Origin of the sequence: Paraburkholderia sp. SARCC-3016, assembly GCF_031119615.1 — a bacterium.
Taxonomy (GTDB): domain Bacteria; phylum Pseudomonadota; class Gammaproteobacteria; order Burkholderiales; family Burkholderiaceae; genus Paraburkholderia.
In genome coordinates, this window is the sequence record NZ_JAVHZD010000052.1 from 1 (window position 1) to 21,791 (window position 21,791).

Genomic DNA, 21,791 nt, shown 5'->3' on the forward strand with positions numbered 1-21,791 from the left:
AGCCATGTCGTTCTGTGAGCCAAGGAGTTGGTAGAATGTTTTGTCTTCCTAAGACCGCTTGGCCTCCGACTTCGCCGCTTTCATAACGGTTGCGCCACAACACGAGCGCGCCGGCGATGAGCAGCAGGCATGTCACGGTCTCGCCGGCGATGATCGTCCAGTAACTGAGCTGCCACCAGGCCGGATTGCTTGTCGCGCGGCCCAGCAGCGCGTTGTGCGGGAAGGTGGTGTCCATGCTCAGCACGTGCTGTACGAACTGATAGTTCGAGCCGTAATCGACGAGATTGTCGAATGCGACGATGCCGGCAAACGCGGCGAGCATGACGGACAAGGCGATTTTGACGAGGCGAACGGTCATCGGCGTGGCGGGCGAAGTGGATGGTCCCTCTGAAACAGTTGATCCGCCGCGCTATTCCTCCTTACCCGGCGATTGCGTATGCACAGGAATATTTGCCGGACTCGGATGTTAAGTCAGGACAGGGCGCACGTATGCCGCGAGTGCATACGACAGCCTGTCGCGCCGGTCCGCGCGTTTCCGGCCAGTCGCGCGCGCCATCGCGGGATTCACGCGAACGGGCAGCGTGCCCCATCAGGAGCTTGCATGAGTACGATCGATACGGCGCAGCGCGGCACTGCCGCGCACGCAGCTTTCAATGGCGCATCGGATGCGCGCGGCCAGGCCGCGGCTGGCGGCGCCGGCGGCGATCCGGCCGCAAGCGGTCGCGCCGGCGTCGTCGCCTCGGCTGCCGCGCTCATTCCCGTGCTGCGCTCGCGCACCGCTGAAACCGACGCGCTGTCGAAGCTGCCCGATGCGACGATCGCCGATCTGGAAAAAGCGCGCCTGTTCGACCTGGCCCGCCCGAAAATGTACGGCGGCCTTCAGGCCTCTTACGAAACCTATCTCGATACGGTGATCGAACTTGCGCGCGGCGATGGCTCCACGGCATGGACGCTCGCGCTGTTGACGACATTTACATGGCTTACGTCCGTGTCGTACCCGCAGCACGTCACCGACAAGATATTTACGCCGGGCGCGAGCGTGCGCATCTGCGGTTCGATCGGGCCGCGCCGCGCGAAGACACGGCGCGTGGCCGGCGGCTATGTGATCGAAGACGGGCTATGGACGTACAACACGGGCTTCTATCACGCGCAATGGGACCAGCTCGGCATTCCGCTCGTCGACGACGCGGGCGAGTTGATCGGCCGCGGCGCTGCGCTGTTACCGGCTTCGGACGTCACGCCGCTCGACGACTGGGACACGATCGGTCTGCGCGGCACCGGCAGCACGTCGGTGACGGTCAAGGACGTGTTCGTGCCCGACGAGCGGATTGCGTCGATGGGTCGCAACCTGCAGGACGATTACGCAGCGACGCACCTGCTCGATGTGCCCGGCTACCGCACGCCGATGGTGCCGACGCTCGCGCTGCGTCTCGTCTGCCCGATGGTCGGCATGGCCAAAGCGGCCGTCGAACTGCTGACGGAAAAGATCGGCACGCGCGGCATCGCGTTCACGACCTACGAGAAGCAGGACGAGGCGGCGGTCACGCACCTGCAGATCGGCGAGGCGACGGCGAAGATCGATGCGGCCGAATCGGTGATCCGGCATGCGATCCGCCTGCTCGAAGCGGATACGGAACGCCGCGAGCGCATCAGTGTGGAGCAGCGCGCGCGCATATGGCGCGACGCCGCTTTTGCGAGCCAGTTGATATGGGAAGCCGTGGACCGCCTCGCCGGCGCATCGGGGACCGCGTTCGTCAACCGCACCGGCCCGATGAACCGGATCTGGCACGACGTGCGCGTTGCGACGATGCACGGCGCGCTGTACGCCGACACGCTCTTCGAAATCTATGGCCGCGTCGCGGCAGGCAAGGCGCCGAATACACCCCTGTTGCCGAGCCTGACCTGATCGACGATTGACGATTGACGCGATTCGCGCGGCGCGTGCGCCGCAACGTTTATTCGAACCCGTTCGGGTTGCGTTCCTGCCAGCGCCAGTGGTCGACGCACATGCGCTCGATGCCATGTTGCGCGCGCCAGCCGAGCAGCCGTTCGGCAGCCGCCGGGTTTGCGAAGCACTGCGCGATATCGCCGGGCCGCCGCGCGGCGATTTCATACGGCACCTTGCGCCCCGACGCTTTCTCGAACGAGCGCACCACGTCGAGCACGCTATAGCCTTGGCCCGTGCCCAGATTCACGACGAAACTCTTATCGAGTTTCGCGAGCGCATCGAGCGCCTTGATATGCCCTTGCGCGAGATCGACGACGTGAATGTAATCGCGCACGCCGGTGCCGTCGGGCGTGTCGTAATCGCCGCCGAACACGTTGAGCTTTTCGCGCTTGCCGACCGCGACCTGCGCGACATACGGCATCAGGTTGTTCGGAATGCCGCCCGGTGCTTCGCCGATCAGCCCGCTTTCATGCGCGCCGACCGGGTTGAAGTAACGCAGCGTCGCGATGCGCCACGATGAGTCCGAAACTTCGACGTCGCGCAGAATCTGCTCGGCGATCAGTTTCGACTGGCCATACGGGTTCGTTGCCGAAAGCGGAAACGATTCGTCGATCGGCGAGCTTTCCGGCACGCCGTAGACGGTAGCCGACGAACTGAACACGAACTGCTTCACATTGCGCTGGCGCATCACGTCGAGCAGCGTGAGCAGGCTGCCGATGTTGTTCTGGTAGTACTCGATCGGCTTCGCGACCGATTCGCCGACCGCTTTCAATGCCGCGAAGTGGATTGCGCCGCTCACGCGATGGCGGTCGAAAATCTGTTCGAGGGCGGCCGCATCGCGCACGTCGGCCTCGTAGAACGCCACGCGCTTGCCCGTGATCTGCTCGACGCGTTCGAGCGATTTGCGATTGCTGTTCACGAGGTTGTCGATGACGACGACGTCGTAGCCGTCGTCGAGCAAGGCCACACATGTATGCGAGCCGATATAGCCCGCGCCGCCCGTTACCAGAATCGTGCCCTTCGTCGCCATGCTTTGCTCCCTTAAAGTGTGACGCCCGTCAGATTGTTTAGCAGGTCTTTATAGCGTTCGATGACGAGCCGTTCATCGAATTCGTTCGCGACTTTCTGCCGGCCGCGTTGCGCCATCGCGCGCCGTTCCGTTTCGCTCTTCTCGAGCATGCGCGCGAGGGCGTCGGCCAGACTGTCCACATTACGCACTTCACATAACAGGCCGTTGACACCATGCTCGACCACTTCGCGGCAGCCGGGCACGTCGGTCGCGACGATCGGCCGCTCCATCGCGGCCGCTTCGAGCAGCGTGCGCGGCACGCCTTCGCGATACGACGGCAGCACCACGCAGTCCGCCGCGGCGATCACGGGCCGCACGTCGTGCGCTTCGCCGAGGTACTCGACGATGCCTTCCTGCTGCCACGCGTCGACATCGGCGCGCGAAATCGCGCTCGGGTTCTCGACGTTGAGCGGCCCGAGCAGCTGAAAACGCGCCTGCGGATAACGCGCGCGCAGCTTGCGCGCCGCTTCGACATATTCGCCGATACCTTTATCCCACAGGAGCCGGCCGATCAGTACGAAGGCGAACCCAGCGCGCGAGGCGCGTTCGGGCAGCGGCGCCGGCGCGAACTGTTCGAGGTCGACGCCTTCGCCATGCAGCAGACGCGCCCGTTCAGGGTACACGAGCAGATTCTGCTCGATGAACGCGGTTTCGTCATCGCGATTCAAAAACCAGACTTCGCGCGGGAAGCGGAACGCAAAGCGATAGAGGCGTTTTGCGACCCGCGCGGCGCGGCTTTGCTGGATAAAAACGTAGCCGAGACCGGTCGTAACCGCCACCGACGCGACGCCCGCGAGCCGCGCGGCGACCGAGCCGTAAATATTCGGCTTGATCGTGTAGTGGAACACGACGTGCGGGCGCATGGCGCGATAGAGCCGGTAGAGTTGCAGCAAGGTGCGCAGATCGTCGAGCGGGTTCGTGCTTTTCGACGCGACCGCGAGTTCGATGAAGCGGCAGCCCATGCCGGTCAGCAGATCGGTCGTGCGGTCGCGCGGTGCGATCACGCTGACCTCGACGCCGCGTGCGACGAGTGCGCGAATCAGCCCTTGCCGGTACGTGTAGATCGCAAACGACGTATTGCAGACGAGGACGACGCGAAGGTCGGCGGGGCGCTCGATGCGTGGTTTCATGAAGTCGCGGGTCGGGGCCGAAGTGAGCTCGTCAATGAGTCGCGCGCGGTTGTGTCCCGCGCGCGTAGACAAAGCGTTTGATTCGCCGCAGCGTGCCGTACGGCGTGACGAAATGCAACAGGCTCTTCGCAAGGCCGAGCCATTCGTAGGGGTTCGCGGCGTTGAAGTAATGCAATTGCAGTTTGAGCGTCGACGCGATCTGGCGGCGCCGCTTCGTCGCGCTGATGCCGTTTTGGTTGAGCTCGTAGTAAAGGCCGAGTTCGGGCAGGTTCGCGCAGTCGTAGCGTTCCATCAGGCGCAGGAACAGGTCGAGATCTTCGGCGGAACGATAGGCGGCGCGATAGTTGCCGACCGCGAGCACCGCGTCGATACGCAGCATCATCGAAGGGTGGACGAAGCACGCGCGCAGAAAGCGGATGCGGCGGATTGCCTGCGGATCGGCCGGCGGCGCGAGCATGAACAGCGGCGTACCGTCGAGCGCGACGACTTGCGCCCACATGCCGAGGCCGGCCACGTGCGGATGCGCATCGAGATACGCGCGCTGTTTCGCGAGCCGTTGCGGCACGGTCACGTCGCCCGCATCGATTCGCGCTGCATAACGAAAGCCGCGCGCGGCGAGTGCTTCGATGCCGGCCTGCAACGCGCGTTCGATGCCGCCGTTTTGCGGCATGCGCAGAATCTCGATGCTGAGGTTCGGCAGCGACGGTGCGACAAGCGGCGGCGTGCTGCCGTCGTCGACGATCAGCACGTGCACGGGCTCGCTTTCGCTAAACGATGCCAGCGTGCGGTCGACGTCGGCCTGGCCGTTGTAGGCGGGCATCAGCACCGCGACGTCGGCCAGCGACGCGCGGCCTGATGTAGCCGGGCCGGTCGGCGCGCCGGCCTGCGGCGCGCGCGGGTCCGGGTGCGGGTCCGGGTCCGGGTGCGGGTCCGTGTGTCGCGGCGGGCGTGCGGATGCGGAAGAAGACGTCATGAGCCCAGTTTCAAACGGATGTAATAAAGATTGACCGCCGCGGCCGCCAGATACCCGGCCGCGAGCCCGACGAGCGCGCCATACGCGCCCATGCGCGGAATGGCCAGCAGATTGACCGCGAACGCCACCGCGAGCGCGAGCAGCCATTTCGACAGCAGCACGAACTTCGCCTGGTATTTGAGCACGACGAGATTGCCGATCGCCTCGATGCCGGCCGGCACGGACAGCCATACGGCCCAGCGGAAAATGCCGATCGCGCCTTCGTAATCCGGCCCGAACACATGGCGGATGATGAAGCCCGCGAGCAGATCGAGCACGAACGCGCCGCCCGCCATGATCGCGAAGGTCAGCGCGGCGAGGCGCCACATATTGCGGCGCAGCCGCACGGCTTCGTCGACGCGATAGACGAAGGCCGGCGCGATGGTTTGCGCGAGCATCAGCGCGAGCGTGATCCAGTTTTCGTTCAACTGCTGCGCTGCCGAATAGCGTCCGAGATCGGCGAACGAAATCGCGCGTTCGAGCATCAGGCGGTCGAGTTTCAGGAACAGATACATGCAGATCAGCCCGATCCAGAAGACTGTTCCGGCACTCGCGAAATGACGCACCAAAGGCCGCTCGACGTGCCATCCGAGCGTGCCGCCGTGCCGCTTCACGTAGTACGCGAGCAGAATCGCGCCGATCGCGGCCGCCTCGAGCGCCCACAGCCAGCCGAAGCTGCCGGCCGGCGCCGCCGCGCGCACGAGCAGCCAGACCAGCAGCGCCTTGACGATGGCGGTCGACATGCTCGTCAGCAACTGCGGCTTGCTGAACGTCATGCTCTGCAGCCACGCGTTGATCACGCCGGTAAGCGGTTCGCGAAACAGCATCGTGACCGCGAGGCCGGCCAGCATCGTGCCCACGAGCGGGTCGGTGAAGCGGATGTCGCGGTTCGCCGCGATCGCGGCCCACGTGACGAGTAGCGCGGCGACGGAGACCGTTAGCCGCAATACGAAGGCGCTGCCGAGCACGGTGCCGAGCTCCGCGGCGGGGCGGCGCACGATGGTCGGCACGAGAATCTCGGCGCCGCAGACCCACGTGAGCGGCGCGAGCACGAGCAGCAGCGTATTCGCATACTGCCATTTGCCGAACACGTCCGGGCCGAAGTAGCGGGCCAGCAGGCCGCTGATCGCGATGGCGACGGCGATCTGCGTGAGGCGCTCAAGCCCGAGCCAGACGATATTGGCGACCGCGCGCGTGACGTCGGGGTTCGCGTAGCGTTTCCATGTCAGCATCCGCGGCCCGCCTGGTCACCGGCCAAATCCGCCATGAGCACGGTCAGGCGCGCCATTTGCAACTGCAACTTTACAATCGGGACGCGTCTAGGCATTAGAATAGGACGAGCAGGCGTTCGCTAAAAACGCAATTATAAGTTGGAACCGGACCGCTTCCGGCAAGGTGCAGACGCGACCTCGTCATGCGCAGGACAAAATTTCCATTGCACTTTTCCATTGCACGTAAGTGAGCCTATCCATGATCTCCCAATCGATTTTCAAGGCGTATGACATCCGCGGTGTGATCGGCAAAACGCTCGATGCCGATGCGGCGCGGTCGATCGGCCGCGCGTTCGGCAGCGAAGTGCGCGCGCAGGGCGGCGACGCGGTCGTCGTGGCGCGCGACGGGCGACTGTCGGGCCCGGAACTGATCGCGGCGCTGTCCGACGGACTGCGCTCGGCAGGCGTCGACGTGGTCAACGTCGGCATGGTGCCGACGCCGGTCGGCTACTTCGCGGCGAGCGTGCCGCTGCAGTTCGCGGGCGGCGAACGGCGCGTCGATTCGTGCATCGTCGTGACGGGCAGCCACAATCCGCCCGACTACAACGGCTTCAAGATGGTGCTGCGCGGCGCGGCGATTTACGGCGACCAGATCCAGGCGCTTTACAAACGCATCGTCGACAACCAATTCGAATCGGGCAACGGCACATATGCCGACTACGACATCGCCGATGCTTACGTCGAGCGCATTGTCAGCGACATCAAGCTTGCAAGGCCGTTGAAGATTGTCGTCGATACCGGCAACGGCGTGGCGGGCGGTCTTGCGCCGCGGCTTTTCAAGGCGCTCGGCTGCGAGCTCGTCGAACTCTTTACCGAGATCGACGGCAACTTCCCGAATCACCATCCGGATCCGGCGCACCCCGAGAATCTGCAGGACGTGATTCGCGCGCTGAAAGAAACCGACGCCGAAATCGGCTTTGCGTTCGACGGCGACGGCGACCGCCTCGGCGTCGTCACGAAGGACGGCCAGATCATCTATCCGGACCGTCAGTTGATGCTGTTCGCCGAAGAAGTGCTGTCGCGCAACAAGGGCGCGCAGATTATCTACGACGTGAAATGCACGCGTAATCTCGCGACGTGGGTGAAGGAAAAGGGCGGCGAGCCGCTGATGTGGAAAACCGGCCACTCGCTCGTCAAGGCGAAGCTGCGTGAAACCGGCGCGCCGCTCGCGGGCGAGATGAGCGGCCATGTGTTCTTCAAGGACCGCTGGTACGGCTTCGACGACGGCTTGTACACGGGCGCGCGGCTGCTCGAAATTCTCGCGCGCGTGAAGGATCCGAGCGCGCTGTTGAACGGCCTGCCGAACTCGCATTCGACGCCGGAGTTGCAGTTGAAGCTGCAGGAAGGCGAGAATTTCGAGCTGATCGCACGTCTGCAGAAGAGCGCGAAGTTCCCGCAGGCCGATCAGGTCGTGACGATCGACGGGCTGCGCGTCGAGTATCCGGACGGCTTCGGCCTTGCGCGTTCGTCGAATACGACGCCGGTGGTCGTGATGCGCTTCGAGGCCGATAACGATGCGGCGCTCAAGCGCATCCAGGAAGACTTCCGCCGTGTGATCATGGCGGAGAAGGCGGACGCGAAGCTGCCGTTCTGACGGCTCGCGGCGCAGCGGGCGCGGTTTATCCGGTTTATCGGCGCGCTTTGTTTCTGCTGCGTCCGCGTTTCGCCGCCTTCCGACGTCGAAACGCCGCACCGACGCTTCATCAACGCCTGATCGACGCGGCGCGAGCCCATGCACGGGCCGCGCCGCGTTTTTTCATGGCTTTTTCGCGCGGCGCGATAGAATTGCGTCCTTTCAACGTACTGCGATGCCGGAATGACCGGCACCCCATCCTTGAGCGCGCAAAAGATACTGATCGTACGGGTCTCGTCGCTGGGCGACGTCGTGCATAACATGCCGGCGATTGCCGATATCCGCCGCCGCCATCCCGACGCGCAAATCGATTGGCTGGTCGAAGAAAGCTTCGTGGGGCTCGTCGAGCTCGTGCAGGGCGTGCGCCGGGCGATTCCCGTGTCGCTGCGGCGCTGGCGCAAGAAGCTGTTTTCGCCGGCCAACTGGGCCGAGATCCGCGCGTTTCGCCGTGCGCTCGCGGCCGAGCACTACGACCTCGTGATCGACTGCCAGGGGCTTATCAAAACCGCGTGGCTCGCACGGATGGCACGCGGGCCGGTCGTGGGCCTCGGCAACCGCACGGACGGCGCCGGCTATGAATGGCCGGTGCGCTTCTTCTACGGCAAGCGCGTGCCGATCGAGCCGCGTACGCATGTGGTCGAGCGCACGCGCCAGCTCGTTGCCGCCGCGCTCGACGACCCGCCGCCGCAACCGACAGACGAAATCGACTTCGGCATCGATGTCGGCCGCGCGTCGCTGGCGGTCTCGCAGGCGCAACTGAACCTGCCGGTGCCGTACGTCGTGTTCGTGCACGCGACTTCGCGTGCCGACAAGCAGTGGCCCGACACGGCGTGGATCGAACTCGGCCAGTCGCTCGTGCGGCGCGGCGCATCGCTGGTTTTGCCGTGGGGCAGCGACGCGGAGCGCGCGACGAGCGAGCGCCTCGCGAAAGAATTCGGCGCGGCCGCGATCGTGCCGCCGAAGCTGTCGTTGCCGGCGGTGGTGGGCCTGATCGAAGGCGCCGACGCGACGGTCGGCGTCGACACGGGCCTTGTGCATATTGCCGCAGCGCTCAAGCGGCCGACGGTCGAGTTGTACAATTTCGCGACCGCGTGGCGGACGGGCGGCTACTGGTCGCCGAACGTGATCAATCTCGGCACGGCCGGCCAGCCGCCGACGCTGCAGGCGGTGAAGCACGCGCTCGCCGGATTCGGTCTGCTGTAAAGGGCCTCGCGATACGGTCGACCGGCAGTCGAACACGCGATACCACGCGACACCACCAGGCGGTATGCCGCCGCACACGCTACCTACGCTTCATCCGCTGCAAAAGAAGGGCGACCATGAACGAATCCCAGATCATCGAAGTGACAAGCGGCGACTGGCAGGCGCAGAACCTGTCGGTGGCGCGCGAGACGCTGCTCGCGGGCGTCGAGCGCGGCAAGGTGCTGTACTTCCCGAACCTGCGTTTTGCGATCGAAGGCGGCGAAACCGCGCTGCTCGATCCGGCGATCGCCGATCCGAACCGCAAGAACATCAGTCTCGAACCGAACGGCGGCGCGCTGCATGGCGTGCTCGGCGACACGGTCACGCAATCGGCGGTGCGCGCGTTGATCGCACGCTATCAGACGAATGCGCGCACGCTCGTCGACGGCCTCTTTCCCGAGTACCGCAACAAGCTGCGCGTCGCACCGACGAGCTTGCGGCTGCATCAGGTCGAAACGCGCCAGACGTCATGGCGCAAGGACGACAGCCGCTTGCACGTCGATGCGTTCCCGTCGCGGCCAAACTACGGCGAGCGCATCTTGCGCGTGTTCACGAATGTGAATCCGCACGGTACGCCGCGTGTATGGCGCGTCGGCGAGCCGTTCGAAGACATGGCGAAGCGTTTCCTGCCGCGCATCAAGCCGCAAATGCCGGGCGCCGCGTGGCTGTTGAATCTGCTGCATGTCACGAAAAGCCCGCGCAGCGAATACGACCATCTGATGCTGCAACTGCACGACGGCATGAAGGCGGACCTCGATTATCAGAAGTCGTCGCCGCAAGAAACCATGCCGTTTCCACCTGGCAGCGTCTGGGTGTGCTTCTCGGACCAGACGTCGCATGCGGTGATGTCGGGGCAGTTCATGCTCGAGCAGACGTTCTTCCTGCCGGTCAAGGCAATGGCGCAGCCCGAATGCGCGCCGCTTGGCATTCTCGAGCGGCTGCGGGGCAGGGCGCTGGTTTGAGGGGCGGCGTTCGTGGATCGCGGCGTCGCGGCGCGGCGTGCGCCGAGGCCCGGCGCTGCGGTTTGCCGCAGCGGATATCGCGAGGGGCGGCGAAGCCGGCCTGCGTCGGCCCCCGTTCATGCTTCGATGCCAGCGTGGAGGCGCGATGCTGAGAGCGATCTATAACGCGCTCTGGTGGATCGCCGCGCCGGTCGCGGTGGCGCGCCTGCTGTGGCGCTCGCGCAAGGAGCCGGGCTACCGCCGGCACATCGGCGAGCGCTTTGGCCGCGGGCGCGGCCGGCTGCCTGAAGACGACACGCCGCTGATCTGGGTGCACGCGGTATCGGTCGGCGAGACGCGCGCCGCGCAACCGCTTGTCGACGCGCTGATCAAGGCGCGTCCCGACGCGCGCATTCTGCTCACGCATATGACGCCGAGCGGCCGCGCCACGGGCGAGCAGATTTTCGGCGACCGCGTGCTGCGCTGCTATCTGCCCTACGACATGCCGCACGCGGTGCGGCGCTTTCTGCGCGCGTGGCGGCCGTCGCTCGGTCTCGTGATGGAGACCGAGGTATGGCCGACGCTGATCGACGAATGCCGGCGCGCCGACGTGCCGCTCGTGCTGACCAACGCGCGGATGTCGGAGCGCTCGTACCGGCGCGCGGCGCGCTTTGGCCACGCAACGCGCGACGTGTTCGGCGGCTTTGCGCGCGTCCTGGCGCAAAGTCCGTCCGACGCGCAGCGTTTGACCGCGCTCGGCGCGCGCAACGTGGCCGTGCTCGGTAATCTGAAGTTCGATATGCACACGCCGCCCGAACTTGTCGCGCGCGGCCAGGCGTGGCGCGCCGCGATCGGCGAGCGTCCCGTGTGGGTCGCGGCGAGCACGCGCGAAGGCGAAGAGGAACTCGTGCTGCAGGCGTTCGCGGCGCTGGCGATCGACGATGCGCTGCTGGTGCTCGTGCCGCGCCATCCGCAGCGGTTCGACGAAGTTGCGGCGCTCGTCGAGCGTCAAGGCATGCGCGTCGAACGGCGCTCGGTGTGGGCGCCGGCTGGCGCGGCAGCTGCGGCGCTCGGTCCGGTGCGCTCGCTGTCGCGTGAGGTGAAAGTGCTGCTCGGCGATTCGATGGGCGAACTTGGCGCTTACTATGCAGCGTCCGATGCTGCGTTTATCGGCGGCAGTCTGTTGCCGCTCGGCGGGCAGAATCTGATCGAGGCGTGCGCGGTCGGCGTGCCGGTGCTGATCGGCCCGCACGTATTCAACTTCACGCAGGCGACGGCCGATGCGGTCGCGGCCGGCGCGGCGATTCAGGTGAAGGACCCCGCGGACCTCGCGCGCGTGTTGCGCGAACTGTTCGACGACAGGCCGCGCCGCACGGCGATGGGCGCGGCGGCGTCCGCGTTTGCCGCGCGCCATCGCGGCGCGACGGTGCGCACGGTGGATGTGTTGACGACGTTGTTGCCGGAGGATCAGGCGCCGGCATTGGCGGGGGAATGAAGCGAGGCGCAGAGGCGCGCGGTTTTTTTGTTAAGCCGGCGCACCTGACCTTGTAGCCATAGCCAGGTGCTTCGATTGAGCATCGCACGCGGTCGAAGCTATACCCGTGCCGCCTCGCTTCTTCGCTTCATATCGCGCGCTGTGCGGGCGACCCTGCCTTTTGAGGCTTGCGCCGAGCCGCGAGAACATCGCTGACGCACGCGGCAAAACGCCGGTTACTGTGCTCGATTCCATAGTGTTGCGCGCGCGCCAGGGCGTTCGTGGTCATCGTGTCGCGCAGGGCGGCGTCGGTGACGATACGCGCGAGCGCGTCGGCCATCGCATCCACGTCGCCGATCGGCACGAGCATGCCGGCGCGGCCGTCATCGAGAATCTCGCGCGGGCCCGTCGGGCAGTCGGTTGCAACGATCGGCCTGCCGTGCGCGAGCGCTTCGAGCAGCACCATCGGCATGCCTTCGTAGCGCGAACTCAGCACGTGTGCGCGTGCGTTGGCGACGAGCGCATGCGGATTGTCCTGATGGCCGACGAAATGCACGCGCGGCGCGATGCCGAGCTGCACCGCGAGCGCTTCCAGTTCCTGTTTGAACGCACCGTTCCCGACGATCACGAGATCGTCTTTGACACCAATGTCTTCGATCAACTTCGCGTACGCGCGCAATAGCGTGCGGTGATCTTTCTGAATCTCGTCGAGGCGCGCGACGGACACGACATACGGCGCCGAGGTCGGCGCTTTCATTGCATTCGGCGCGCTGGCCGAGGCGCGGATCGCATCGATATCGATCGCATTGGGCAGCACGACGAGCCGGCGCAGCGTATCGCCGAACATCTGCTTTGCTTCGTCGGCCATATGCTGGTTCAACGCGATCACGGCGTCGTAGCGCGCGTATTGAAGCGCGAGGCGCCGCGCCTTGCGCGGACGGCTGCCGAGCCGCGCGTCAAAACTGAAGTGATTGACGCCGAGCCACGCGATGTCGAATTGCGAGGCCCAGCGCCGCAGCGACATATCGAAGTCGACGATCACATCGTGACGCTTCGCGAGCCCGGCAATGCGCTTCCTGACGTGCGGGCGCACGGCGAGCGTGTTGAACACGTCGCGGCCGATGCGGCCGAGCTTGCCGAGCTTGCGTGCGTAGCGGCGCGACTGGAAGTAGTTGAGCCATGGACGGTCGACGAGTATCTCGACCTTTACATCGTGCGGTATCAATGCGCGAAAGCGGCTCACGAATGCTGGCGATGCGTACATCACCGCGAGCGTGATCTCGAAGCGGCTGCGATCGAGAATGCTCAGCCATTGCATTAGCGAGGACTCGATGCCGCCGTCGTTGAAGTCGACGACGTTGAATAGGACGGAAGTGCGCGGGGCCGTTTGGGGCATGGGTGTGAGGAGCGTGGGTCGGTGCCGGGTGCGGGCGGCGATGTGGGGCGACCGGTCATGGTTTTGGGGATTTTAGCATCGGCGTTGGGGGGACCCGTGGGGCGGGGCGGGCCTGGATTCGCGGCATACAGGATGTGGGCCCCTAGCGTCGATCTGAAGGTCTTTGGTCTTCTTATAGAGCCGCATGTCGCATGTGGATTTCTACGGAGTCGTCTCAATGAATCCGATGTCTTGCCCGGAAAGCGATCAGATAAAAATACTCTGTGTAGGAATTTGAAAAGATTCGTCAATTCAATTGCCTCGAAACATTGCTTTTGCCTCTCTTGTGTCAATATGCGTGCCTGTTTTTAAAAAGTATCACATTGCAAAATTATTCCCATTTTCAGAATGTACGGCGAGCGTTACTGCATACAGTTCCTGTTCCGGCGGGTAATTCGCGCCTGCTGGCATTCGGTCGGATTGAGGTGATAACGCATGGTGATACTTGTTCGGAAAGTCGTTAAAGGTCTGCTGTTCGTCAGCTTATTCTTACCGTCGATCAGATATGTCCATACCTACCCGCTGCCGATGCCGAATGATCAGGTCGAATGGTGGTTCGTCTTTTCGGAGAAATTCGGTATCGATGATGTTGAAGGTTTCTGCCTATCGGTAACAACGCTTGCGGATCTTATTGTTAGCCTTTTCGTTTACCTGGGAGTTCTCAAGCTTTGGAAGAATCTACAGACGAGGCGTCGAACAATTCGTCACGATTAGCTAATTATTTTATAAAAGCGCTACTGTTTCTTGGTCTGTTCCTGTTGGCGGTACTGTTCGTCAGTACTTATCCGTTTCCGATGACGGAAGAGCACCTGCGGTGGTGGTCCGCTTTTTCTGTGGCGCTCGGCACTCGCGATGCTAGACATTCCTGGGTGTCGGTGACGTTGCTGATCGACCTTGTCGTCACCGTCATTGTTTATTTGGTGGTTGCGAAACGCCTGGAAGTCCTGGCAAGCGAGCCATCGATCGTGCCCATCGCCAAATCGTTGCTATTCGCCGGTCTGTTCCTGGCAACAGTGAGGTTCATTCGAACGCCGACCACGGACGAGTACACAGATTTGTGGTTGGCCGCCGCACACAATCTCGGTATCCACAATCTAGAAGATTTCGAGGATTTCACGCTCTCAGTGACGCTGTTTGTGGATCTTGTCGTGACGATCGTCGTGTATACGACGATTATGAAATGCTGGCGAATCTTCCGGGCGCGTCGCCGATCAAACCATTCCGCTTAGCGAGGACAGGGGACTGTCGATACCATTGCTGGATCCCCGATTGATGCTGAATTCCGCCATATCGTCAGAGCAATTTTGCAGTCGATAGAATTTGTCGACGCGTCGCCTTCGGTTGAATCTAACTCGGCAGGTGCATCAGCTTCCGCTCCCAGGCAATAGGAGAACATTCGCGAAAATACTTCACCGCGCCGAAACAGGCGCTAGCGGTGCTCGCGGCCCTGAAGATTCAAGACATGGGGAAGTCACCGCTCCCAGCCGACCACCTAAACCACCAGCAACCCCTTCTTCTCAATAAACGAAATCACCTGATCAAGCCCATCGAGCGCCTTCAGATTGCACATCACAAACGGCCGCTCGCCGCGCATCTTCTTCGCATCGGAAGCCATCACATCGAGATTCGCGCCTACCAGCGGCGCGAGGTCGGTCTTGTTGATTACCAGCAGATCCGACTTCGTAATACCCGGGCCGCCCTTACGCGGAATCTTCTCCCCGCCTGCGACATCGATCACGTAAATCGTCAGATCGGAAAGCTCGGGACTGAACGTCGCCGCCAGATTGTCGCCGCCCGACTCGATAAACACGATATCCGCGTCGGGAAACCGCGTCAGCATCCGGTCGACCGCTTCGAGATTGATCGACGCATCCTCGCGAATCGCCGTGTGCGGGCAGCCGCCCGTCTCGACGCCCATGATCCGCTCCGCAGGCAACGCGCCCGCGACCGTCAGCAGCCGCTGGTCTTCCTTCGTATAAATGTCGTTGGTAATCGCGACGAGGTCGTAGCGGTCACGCATCGCCTTGCAGAGCATTTCGAGCAGGGTCGTCTTGCCCGAGCCGACCGGGCCGCCGACACCGACGCGCAGCGGCGGCAGTTTCTTCGTGCGTGGAGTGCGTGCGTTCATGGTGTTCCAAACCTTCTGAGCGAATAGCTATGAGCGGAAGAGCCGCGAATACTGCGACTCGTGGCGCGCCGACAGAATGCCGAGCTGCGGCGCGAACGTGTTGATGTCGTCGGGCGACGTCGCTAGCGCGCGTGTCACCGCAGCGTCGATTGCGCTGCGCAGCGCGACGATAATCCGTTGTCCGGCGAGCTGGCCGAGCGGCACCGCTTTCAGCGCCGCCGCTGCCTGGTTTTCCACCCAACCGAATGCATAGGCGGCTAGCGCCGCATCGGTGGCAGCATCGTGTGCGAGTGCCGCGAATGCGAACGCACTCGGCTGTGCGATCGGCGTCATCGCGTCGAGTGTGGCGCGCCGCGCGGCGTCGCCCCATTCGAGCGAAGCGCAAAGCTGCCGCAGCGACCAGCCCATTTGCTCGGTTTCGCGCCGTAGTTCCAGCGACTCGCGGCTGGCGAGAAATTCGCTGTTGGCCGCGGCGAGCGCTGCAGCGTCATGTACACGCCAGCGTTCGAGCTGATGCGCGAGAAACGGCAATTCGCCCGTCGCGAGCACGTTCATGAGCCCGCTTGCGATCCAGTCGCGCGCGCTGTCGGCATCGGTGACCAACTGCGCCTCGATGGCCGCTTCGAGCCCCTGCGAATAACTGAACGCGCCGATCGGCAACGCCGGCGACGCGAGATGCAGCAGCGCAGTGAGTTCAGCGATGCGCATGATGATGGTGGCCGTGCGAGCACGACGCGTCGCAATGGTCATGATCGTGGCCGTCATCATGCGAGTGCGAGTGCGAGTGCGAGTGCGAATGCGCGTGCCCATGGTCATGCGAGTGTCCATGGTCATGCGCGTGTTCATGCGAATGCGCATGCCCATGATGCTCGTCGAACACCTTCTGCGCGACCGCATAGTCCTCGGCAAACGTCTCGTCGTGCCCATGCCGATGTCCGCCGCCATAAGCGCCGGTTTCCGGCTGAAACGGCAGCGACGCCTGTTTGGCCGACGCGCCGAGTCGCGTCAACATGTCCGCGAGCACCGCATCGTATTCGAGCTTCAGATAATCGATGCCCACTTCAACCGGCGTATGCCGGTTACCGAGGTGGTAAGCGGCGCGCGTCAGCGTCAGCACGTCGGGCGCGCGCACGAGCAGCACGGCTTCCGCCGCCGCGGATACGCGCACGAGGCCGCCGTCGTCGGCAACGAGCACATCGCCGTCGCGCAGCACCGTGCCACGCGGCAGCACAAGCGCGACTTCTTCACCGGTGTCGAGTGTTGCAGCAAGACGGCTCTTGCAACGCGCTTCGAACGGCAGGGTCAAACCGGGCGCGCGCGTAACCAGCACGCGTGCGATCTTCACATGCGCATCGAGGCGTTTGTCGATCGTTCTCATACACGTCAAAAGCGTCAGAAAAGAAAATACCGCTGCGCCATCGGCAGCACCTTCGCGGGCTCGCAGGTCAGCAGCTCGCCGTTCGCGATCACCTGATACGTCTCCGGATCGACGCTGATAGCGGGCTGCCACGCATTGTGAATCATGTCGGCCTTCGTCACGCTGCGACAGCCTTTCACCGCGACGATGCGCTTCGACAGCCCATAGCGTTCCGCGACACCGGCCTCGGCCGCCAATTGCGACACGAATGTCAAAGACGTACGGCCCAACGCACCGCCGCGCGTCGCAAACATCTCCCGATAGTGAACGGGCTGCGGTGTTGGAATCGACGCATTCGGATCGCCCATCTGCGCGAGCGCGATCATCCCGCCTTTCAGGATCAGCGACGGCTTGATGCCGAAAAATGCCGGTTCCCACAGCACGAGATCGGCCCATTTGCCGGGCTCGATCGAGCCGACCTCATGGGCGATGCCATGCGTAAGCGCCGGATTGAGCGTGTACTTCGCGACATACCGCTTTGCGCGGAAATTGTCGTTGCGTGCGTTGTCTTCGGGCAGCGCGCCGCGCTGCGCCTTCATCTTGTGCGCGGTCTGCCACGTGCGGATGATCACTTCGCCGACGCGTCCCATGGCCTGCGAATCCGACGACAGCATCGACAGCGCGCCGAGATCGTGCAGGATATCTTCGGCAGCGATCGTCTCGCGGCGGATCCGCGATTCGGCAAACGCGATGTCTTCGGCAATCGACGGATCGAGGTGATGGCACACCATCAGCATGTCGAGATGCTCGTCGAGCGTATTGACCGTGTACGGCCGCGTCGGATTCGTCGACGACGGCAGCACGTTCGCCTCGCCGCACACCTTGATGATGTCGGGCGCGTGGCCGCCGCCCGCGCCTTCGGTGTGATACGTGTGGATCGTGCGGCCCTTGAACGCGGCGACCGTTGCTTCGACGAAGCCCGCTTCGTTCAGCGTATCGGTGTGGATCGCAACCTGCGTGTCCGTGTCGTCCGCTACGCAGAGCGCGTTGTCGATCGCGGCCGGTGTCGTGCCCCAATCCTCGTGCAGCTTGAGGCCGATCGCGCCCGCGGCGATCTGCTCGAGCGCCGGCGCCGGCTGACTCACGTTGCCCTTGCCGAGAAAGCCGAGGTTCATCGGATAACCGTCGGCGGCCTGCAGCATGCGCTCCATATGCCATGGACCCGGCGTCACGGTCGTCGCGTTCGTGCCGGTGGCTGGGCCCGTGCCGCCGCCGAGCATCGTCGTCACGCCGCTCGCGAGCGCTTCGTCGATCTGCTGCGGGCTGATGAAGTGGATATGCGTATCGATGCCGCCCGCGGTGACGATCATGCCTTCGCCCGCGATCACTTCGGTCGCGGCGCCCAACGGGATCGTCACGCCCGGCTGGATATCGGGATTGCCGGCCTTGCCGATCGCCGCGATGCGGCCGTCCTTGAGACCGATGTCGGCCTTCACGATGCCCCAGTGGTCGAGTATCACCGCGTTCGTGATCACCGTATCGACCACGTCGGCCGCGAGACGCTGCGACTGGCCCATGCCGTCGCGAATCACCTTGCCGCCGCCGAATTTCACTTCTTCGCCATAAACGGTGAAGTCGCGTTCGACTTCGATCACGAGATCGGTGTCGGCGAGTCGAACACGGTCGCCCGTCGTGGGGCCGTACATCTCGGCGTAGGCGCGGCGGCCAATGCGTAATGTCATGTCTGGAATCCGAAAGGATGCGGTGCTGAACCCTGTGCGGGTCGACGCGTCAGGCGTCGACGTTGGTCGTGCTCGACGCCGGGACTTCGATTGGCTGGTCGAGCTTGCCCATTACCTTGCCGTTGAAGCCGTACACGATGCGCTCGCCCGCCAGTTCGACGAGTTCGACCGTGCGTTCCTGGCCCGGCTCGAAACGCACGGCGGTGCTCGCCGCGATATTGAGCCGGAAGCCGCGCGCGGCCGCGCGATCGAACGCGAGCGATGCGTTTGCTTCATGGAAGTGGTAATGCGAGCCGACCTGCACCGGCCGGTCGCCGGTGTTCGCTACGGTCAGCGTGATGGTGGTGCGGCCGGCATTGAGCTCGTGCTCGCCGTCGTCGGTGATCAGTTCGCCGGGAATCATCGCGCGCTCCTTCGCAACTTCACGGAATAGGGTGGTGGACCGTCACGAGCTTCGTGCCGTCCGGGAAGGTCGCTTCGACCTGGATGTCGGGAATCATCTCGGGCACGCCTTCCATCACGTCGTCGCGCGTCAGCAGCGTCGTGCCGTAATGCATGACTTCGGCAACGGTGCGGCCGTCGCGCGCGCCTTCCATCAGTGCCGCGGTGATGTACGCGACGGCTTCCGGATAGTTGAGCTTGAGGCCGCGTGCGCGGCGACGTTCGGCAAGCAGCGCCGCGGTGAAGATCAGTAGTTTGTCTCGCTCGCGTGGTGTCAGCTTCATCGAAGGTTGTTGTAGTGCGGATCAGTTGAAGGCAGGCGGTGGCGTCGTCTTTCAGCGCGAGCGGTTATGAGCAAGGGCTATGCCATCGTGGTGCATAGGTGCGTTGCCGACAGAAAGCGCTAGCGATGCACCGCGATGGCGCGGACGCGCGCCCCGTTGTGGTGCGAAACGCGAGGCCGCGCTCACGTCGACCACAACCGCAGCGGTGCTGCTTCGACGCGATGCACGACCGGTCGCAGGTCAATCCAGCATTGCGTCAGCGCGCGCTGTAGCGGCTCCATCGAGCGGGCCACCACGCGAACCAGCAGTACGCCGGAGCCCGCAAGCGGGCCTGTTTCGCAGCGCACGCACGACGCACCCGCGCGCAGCGTCGCGTCGAACGGCAGTTTGGCGGTCAGCGCTTCGGCAAGCGTCTCGTCGCACGCGGCGCCGACGGCCCATAGCGTACCGAACGCCGGAAAGCCGGCGAGCCCTTGCGGCGCGTCGCGCAACGCGGCATCGGCCGCGATCAGTGCGCGTTCGAACCACAGCGCTTGACCATCGGGCCCGACGATCCGCGCGACCGAACGCAAATGCCCCGCGCTCCAACGCTCGCCCGCCGCCTGCCGGCCCAGTTGCGCGGCATCCCAGCCGATTGCGCTCGCGCCTTCGGCCAGCGACAGCGTGAAATCGAGCGACGCATGCGCGTTGTCGAACACGATATTGTTTTGCGGCAGCCAGTCGAGCTTCGCGCGCGGCCCGACACGAATGCCGATCCGTTGCCGCGCAGTGCGGCCGTTCGACTTGTACCACTTCGTTGCGCCGGGCGTGGTGAGGACCGCGTGCGTGTCGGCCGCGAGCGCGATATCGATGTCGAGCGCGTCGCCGCCCGCGATACCGCCGGGCGGATGCACGATCACCGCATGACAGATTGCGTCGCCTTCGGGATAGAGCGGCCGTTGCACGCGCAACGGACCTTCATGGAGCCGGTGCGCGAGCGTGGTTCGCACGTCGCGATGCTTTTCGAAGCCGAGTTCGAGCCGCGCGCGCCAGTGCGCATGCGAGGTGGGATCGGCGGCGGCGAGGGCCGCGTGGTTTTCGTGCAGCGACATGCGGCGAGCGTATCACGTCAGGTTGGTGCATCTCAAACGGCAATCAACGCGCGTACGCCGTCCGCATCCATATTCGCGCCGTCTCCGCCCGCGATGATCTCGCCGCGGCTCATCACCCAATAGCGGTCCGCAATCGCTTTCGCGAAGTCGTAATACTGCTCGACGAGCAGCACGGTGAGCCCCATTTCTTCGACGAGCTGCCGCAACGTGCGCCCGATGTCCTGAATGATCGACGGCTGGATACCTTCTGTCGGCTCATCGAGAATCAGCAGTTGCGGCTCGCTCATCAGCGCGCGTCCGATTGCGAGCTGTTGCTGCTGGCCGCCCGACAGATCGCCGCCGCGGCGCGCGCGCATGTCCTTCAGGACCGGAAAAAGCTCGTAGATGCGCTCGGGAATGCGCTTGGGCGCCTTACGGCTCGCCGCGCCGACGAGCAGATTCTCCTCGACGGTCAGCCGCGGAAAAATGTCGCGGCCCTGCGGCACGTACGCGAGTCCTTGCGCGACCCGCGCGTGCGGCGGCAATTTCGTGAGCGGCGTGCCGCGCCATGCGATCGAGCCGTTTTTCGTCGGCACGACGCCCATCAGGCAGCGCAGCAGCGTGGTCTTGCCGACGCCATTGCGGCCCAGCAGCACGGTCAGCTTGCCGTCGGGCACGTCGAGCTTCACGTTGCGCAGAATATGGCTGCCGCCGTAGTACTGGTTAAGATTCGTGACTTCGAGCATGTATGGGGGCTCCGTATTCAGCGTCCGAGATACGACTCGATCACCTTCGGGTCGTTTTTCACGGTATCGAGCGTGCCGTGCGCGAGCACGCTGCCTTCGGCCATCACGGTGACCATGCCTGCATCGCCGGCGAGCGCGGCGACGAATTCCATATCGTGCTCGACGACCATCATCGAACACGTGCCGCGCAGATGGTTGAGCAAATCGGCAAGCTGCATCGTCTCGTCGTCGGTCATGCCGGCCGCCGGTTCGTCGAGCAGCAGCAGCGCCGGCTGTTGCATTAGCAGCATGCCGATTTCGAGCCGCTGCTTCTGCCCGTGCGACAGTTCGCCGGCGGGCCGCCGCGCTTCGCCTTCGAGGCGGAGCAGCGCAAGCGTTTCCTCGATGCGCGCCTGCGCCGCGCGATCGAGCCGGGCGCGCAGCGAGGCGAACCAGCCCTTGTCGGTTTTCATCGCGAGCTCGAGGTTTTCCCAGACCGGGTGCTGCTCGAACACGGTGGGCTTCTGGAACTTGCGGCCGATGCCGACGCGCGCGATCTCGGGCTCGTTCATGCGCGTGAGGTCGATCGTCTGGCCGAGGAACACTTTGCCCGAGTTCGGTTCGGTCTTGCCGGTAATCACGTCCATCATCGTGGTTTTACCGGCGCCGTTCGGGCCGATGATGCAGCGCAGTTCGCCCGCGTCGATCGACAGCGACAGCGCGTTCAACGCGCGAAAGCCGTCGAAGCTCACCGTCACGTCTTCGAGATACAGAATCGTGCCGTGCGAGATGTCGATCTCGCCGGGCGTCACGGCATGGCCCATGCCGGCAACGCCGCTATAGGCGCGCTCGTCGATCGCGTCGGCTTCGTAAACGTAGTGGCTCATGT

21 protein-coding genes are annotated in these 21,791 nt (G+C 64.2%); 6 read left to right on the forward strand and 15 right to left on the reverse strand.

Annotated elements, in window-relative coordinates:
- A partial coding sequence (locus tag QYH69_RS33440; protein WP_308835953.1) for a DUF2165 domain-containing protein occupies window positions 1-358 on the reverse strand: 358 nt, incomplete at its 3' end.
- 243 nt (window positions 359-601) lie between these two features.
- Here QYH69_RS33440 and QYH69_RS33445 point away from each other — a divergent pair.
- Window positions 602-1,906, forward strand: coding sequence for an acyl-CoA dehydrogenase (locus tag QYH69_RS33445; RefSeq protein ID WP_308835954.1), 1,305 nt, complete (start codon window positions 602-604; stop codon window positions 1,904-1,906).
- Between the two features lie 49 nt (window positions 1,907-1,955).
- Here the strand turns inward: QYH69_RS33445 and galE are convergent, their stop codons facing one another.
- The 4 genes from galE to QYH69_RS33465 form a co-directional block, all read right to left on the reverse strand.
- A complete protein-coding gene (galE, locus tag QYH69_RS33450; RefSeq protein ID WP_308835955.1) occupies window positions 1,956-2,978 on the reverse strand; it encodes a UDP-glucose 4-epimerase GalE in 1,023 nt (340 codons plus the stop codon).
- Window positions 2,979-2,989: 11 nt separating this feature from the next.
- On the reverse strand, window positions 2,990-4,147 hold the full coding sequence (locus QYH69_RS33455) for a glycosyltransferase family 4 protein (protein ID WP_308835956.1): 1,158 nt from the start codon (window positions 4,145-4,147) through the stop codon (window positions 2,990-2,992).
- 31 nt (window positions 4,148-4,178) lie between these two features.
- Window positions 4,179-4,967 (reverse strand): glycosyltransferase, encoded by a 789-nt coding sequence (locus QYH69_RS33460; protein WP_308835977.1) that lies wholly within the window; start codon window positions 4,965-4,967, stop codon window positions 4,179-4,181.
- Window positions 4,968-5,116: 149 nt separating this feature from the next.
- Window positions 5,117-6,391, reverse strand: a complete 1,275-nt coding sequence (locus tag QYH69_RS33465) for an oligosaccharide flippase family protein (protein ID WP_308835957.1) — start codon at window positions 6,389-6,391, stop codon at window positions 5,117-5,119.
- Window positions 6,392-6,629: 238 nt separating this feature from the next.
- Between QYH69_RS33465 and QYH69_RS33470 the strand changes: the two genes are divergently transcribed.
- The 4 genes from QYH69_RS33470 to waaA all read left to right on the forward strand — a co-directional run bounded on the left by QYH69_RS33470 (window position 6,630) and on the right by waaA (window position 11,741).
- Complete coding sequence (locus tag QYH69_RS33470; RefSeq protein ID WP_308835958.1) at window positions 6,630-8,024, forward strand: phosphomannomutase/phosphoglucomutase; 1,395 nt, start codon at window positions 6,630-6,632, stop codon at window positions 8,022-8,024.
- A gap of 222 nt (window positions 8,025-8,246) precedes the next feature.
- Entirely contained in the window at window positions 8,247-9,266 is a 1,020-nt protein-coding gene (waaC, locus tag QYH69_RS33475; RefSeq protein WP_308835959.1) for a lipopolysaccharide heptosyltransferase I, read from the forward strand.
- A 116-nt stretch (window positions 9,267-9,382) separates the two neighbouring features.
- Entirely contained in the window at window positions 9,383-10,267 is an 885-nt protein-coding gene (locus tag QYH69_RS33480; RefSeq protein ID WP_308835960.1) for a Kdo hydroxylase family protein, read from the forward strand.
- A 145-nt stretch (window positions 10,268-10,412) separates the two neighbouring features.
- Complete coding sequence (gene waaA, locus QYH69_RS33485) at window positions 10,413-11,741, forward strand: lipid IV(A) 3-deoxy-D-manno-octulosonic acid transferase (RefSeq protein WP_308835961.1); 1,329 nt, start codon at window positions 10,413-10,415, stop codon at window positions 11,739-11,741.
- 127 nt (window positions 11,742-11,868) lie between these two features.
- Here the strand turns inward: waaA and QYH69_RS33490 are convergent, their stop codons facing one another.
- Window positions 11,869-13,038 (reverse strand): glycosyltransferase, encoded by a 1,170-nt coding sequence (locus QYH69_RS33490; protein WP_308835962.1) that lies wholly within the window; start codon window positions 13,036-13,038, stop codon window positions 11,869-11,871.
- Window positions 13,039-13,823: 785 nt separating this feature from the next.
- On the opposite strand from QYH69_RS33490, the gene QYH69_RS33495 reads away from it, so the two are divergent.
- Window positions 13,824-14,384 (forward strand): hypothetical protein, encoded by a 561-nt coding sequence (locus QYH69_RS33495; protein ID WP_308835963.1) that lies wholly within the window; start codon window positions 13,824-13,826, stop codon window positions 14,382-14,384.
- Between the two features lie 263 nt (window positions 14,385-14,647).
- Here the strand turns inward: QYH69_RS33495 and ureG are convergent, their stop codons facing one another.
- From ureG to urtD, 9 genes are all read right to left on the reverse strand, one after another.
- Window positions 14,648-15,283, reverse strand: a complete 636-nt coding sequence (gene ureG / locus QYH69_RS33500; protein WP_075156480.1) for an urease accessory protein UreG — start codon at window positions 15,281-15,283, stop codon at window positions 14,648-14,650.
- 27 nt (window positions 15,284-15,310) lie between these two features.
- On the reverse strand, window positions 15,311-15,991 hold the full coding sequence (locus tag QYH69_RS33505) for an urease accessory UreF family protein (RefSeq protein WP_308835964.1): 681 nt from the start codon (window positions 15,989-15,991) through the stop codon (window positions 15,311-15,313).
- Window positions 15,978-16,661: an urease accessory protein UreE gene (gene ureE / locus QYH69_RS33510; protein WP_308835965.1), complete on the reverse strand. Its 684-nt coding sequence runs from the start codon at window positions 16,659-16,661 to the stop codon at window positions 15,978-15,980. The genes QYH69_RS33505 and ureE overlap by 14 nt, the downstream gene beginning before the upstream one ends.
- A gap of 14 nt (window positions 16,662-16,675) precedes the next feature.
- Window positions 16,676-18,382 (reverse strand): urease subunit alpha, encoded by a 1,707-nt coding sequence (ureC, locus tag QYH69_RS33515; RefSeq protein ID WP_308835966.1) that lies wholly within the window; start codon window positions 18,380-18,382, stop codon window positions 16,676-16,678.
- A 49-nt stretch (window positions 18,383-18,431) separates the two neighbouring features.
- Window positions 18,432-18,785, reverse strand: a complete 354-nt coding sequence (locus QYH69_RS33520; protein ID WP_308835967.1) for an urease subunit beta — start codon at window positions 18,783-18,785, stop codon at window positions 18,432-18,434.
- 19 nt (window positions 18,786-18,804) lie between these two features.
- The gene (gene ureA, locus QYH69_RS33525) at window positions 18,805-19,107 is read right to left on the reverse strand and encodes an urease subunit gamma (protein WP_308835968.1); all 303 of its coding nucleotides are present in this window, start codon (window positions 19,105-19,107) and stop codon (window positions 18,805-18,807) included.
- 182 nt (window positions 19,108-19,289) lie between these two features.
- The gene (locus tag QYH69_RS33530; RefSeq protein ID WP_308835969.1) at window positions 19,290-20,198 is read right to left on the reverse strand and encodes an urease accessory protein UreD; all 909 of its coding nucleotides are present in this window, start codon (window positions 20,196-20,198) and stop codon (window positions 19,290-19,292) included.
- 32 nt (window positions 20,199-20,230) lie between these two features.
- Window positions 20,231-20,923 (reverse strand): urea ABC transporter ATP-binding subunit UrtE, encoded by a 693-nt coding sequence (gene urtE, locus QYH69_RS33535; protein ID WP_308835970.1) that lies wholly within the window; start codon window positions 20,921-20,923, stop codon window positions 20,231-20,233.
- Window positions 20,924-20,940: 17 nt separating this feature from the next.
- The gene (urtD, locus tag QYH69_RS33540; protein ID WP_308835971.1) at window positions 20,941-21,789 is read right to left on the reverse strand and encodes an urea ABC transporter ATP-binding protein UrtD; all 849 of its coding nucleotides are present in this window, start codon (window positions 21,787-21,789) and stop codon (window positions 20,941-20,943) included.
- Between the last annotated feature and the right edge of the window lie 2 nt (window positions 21,790-21,791).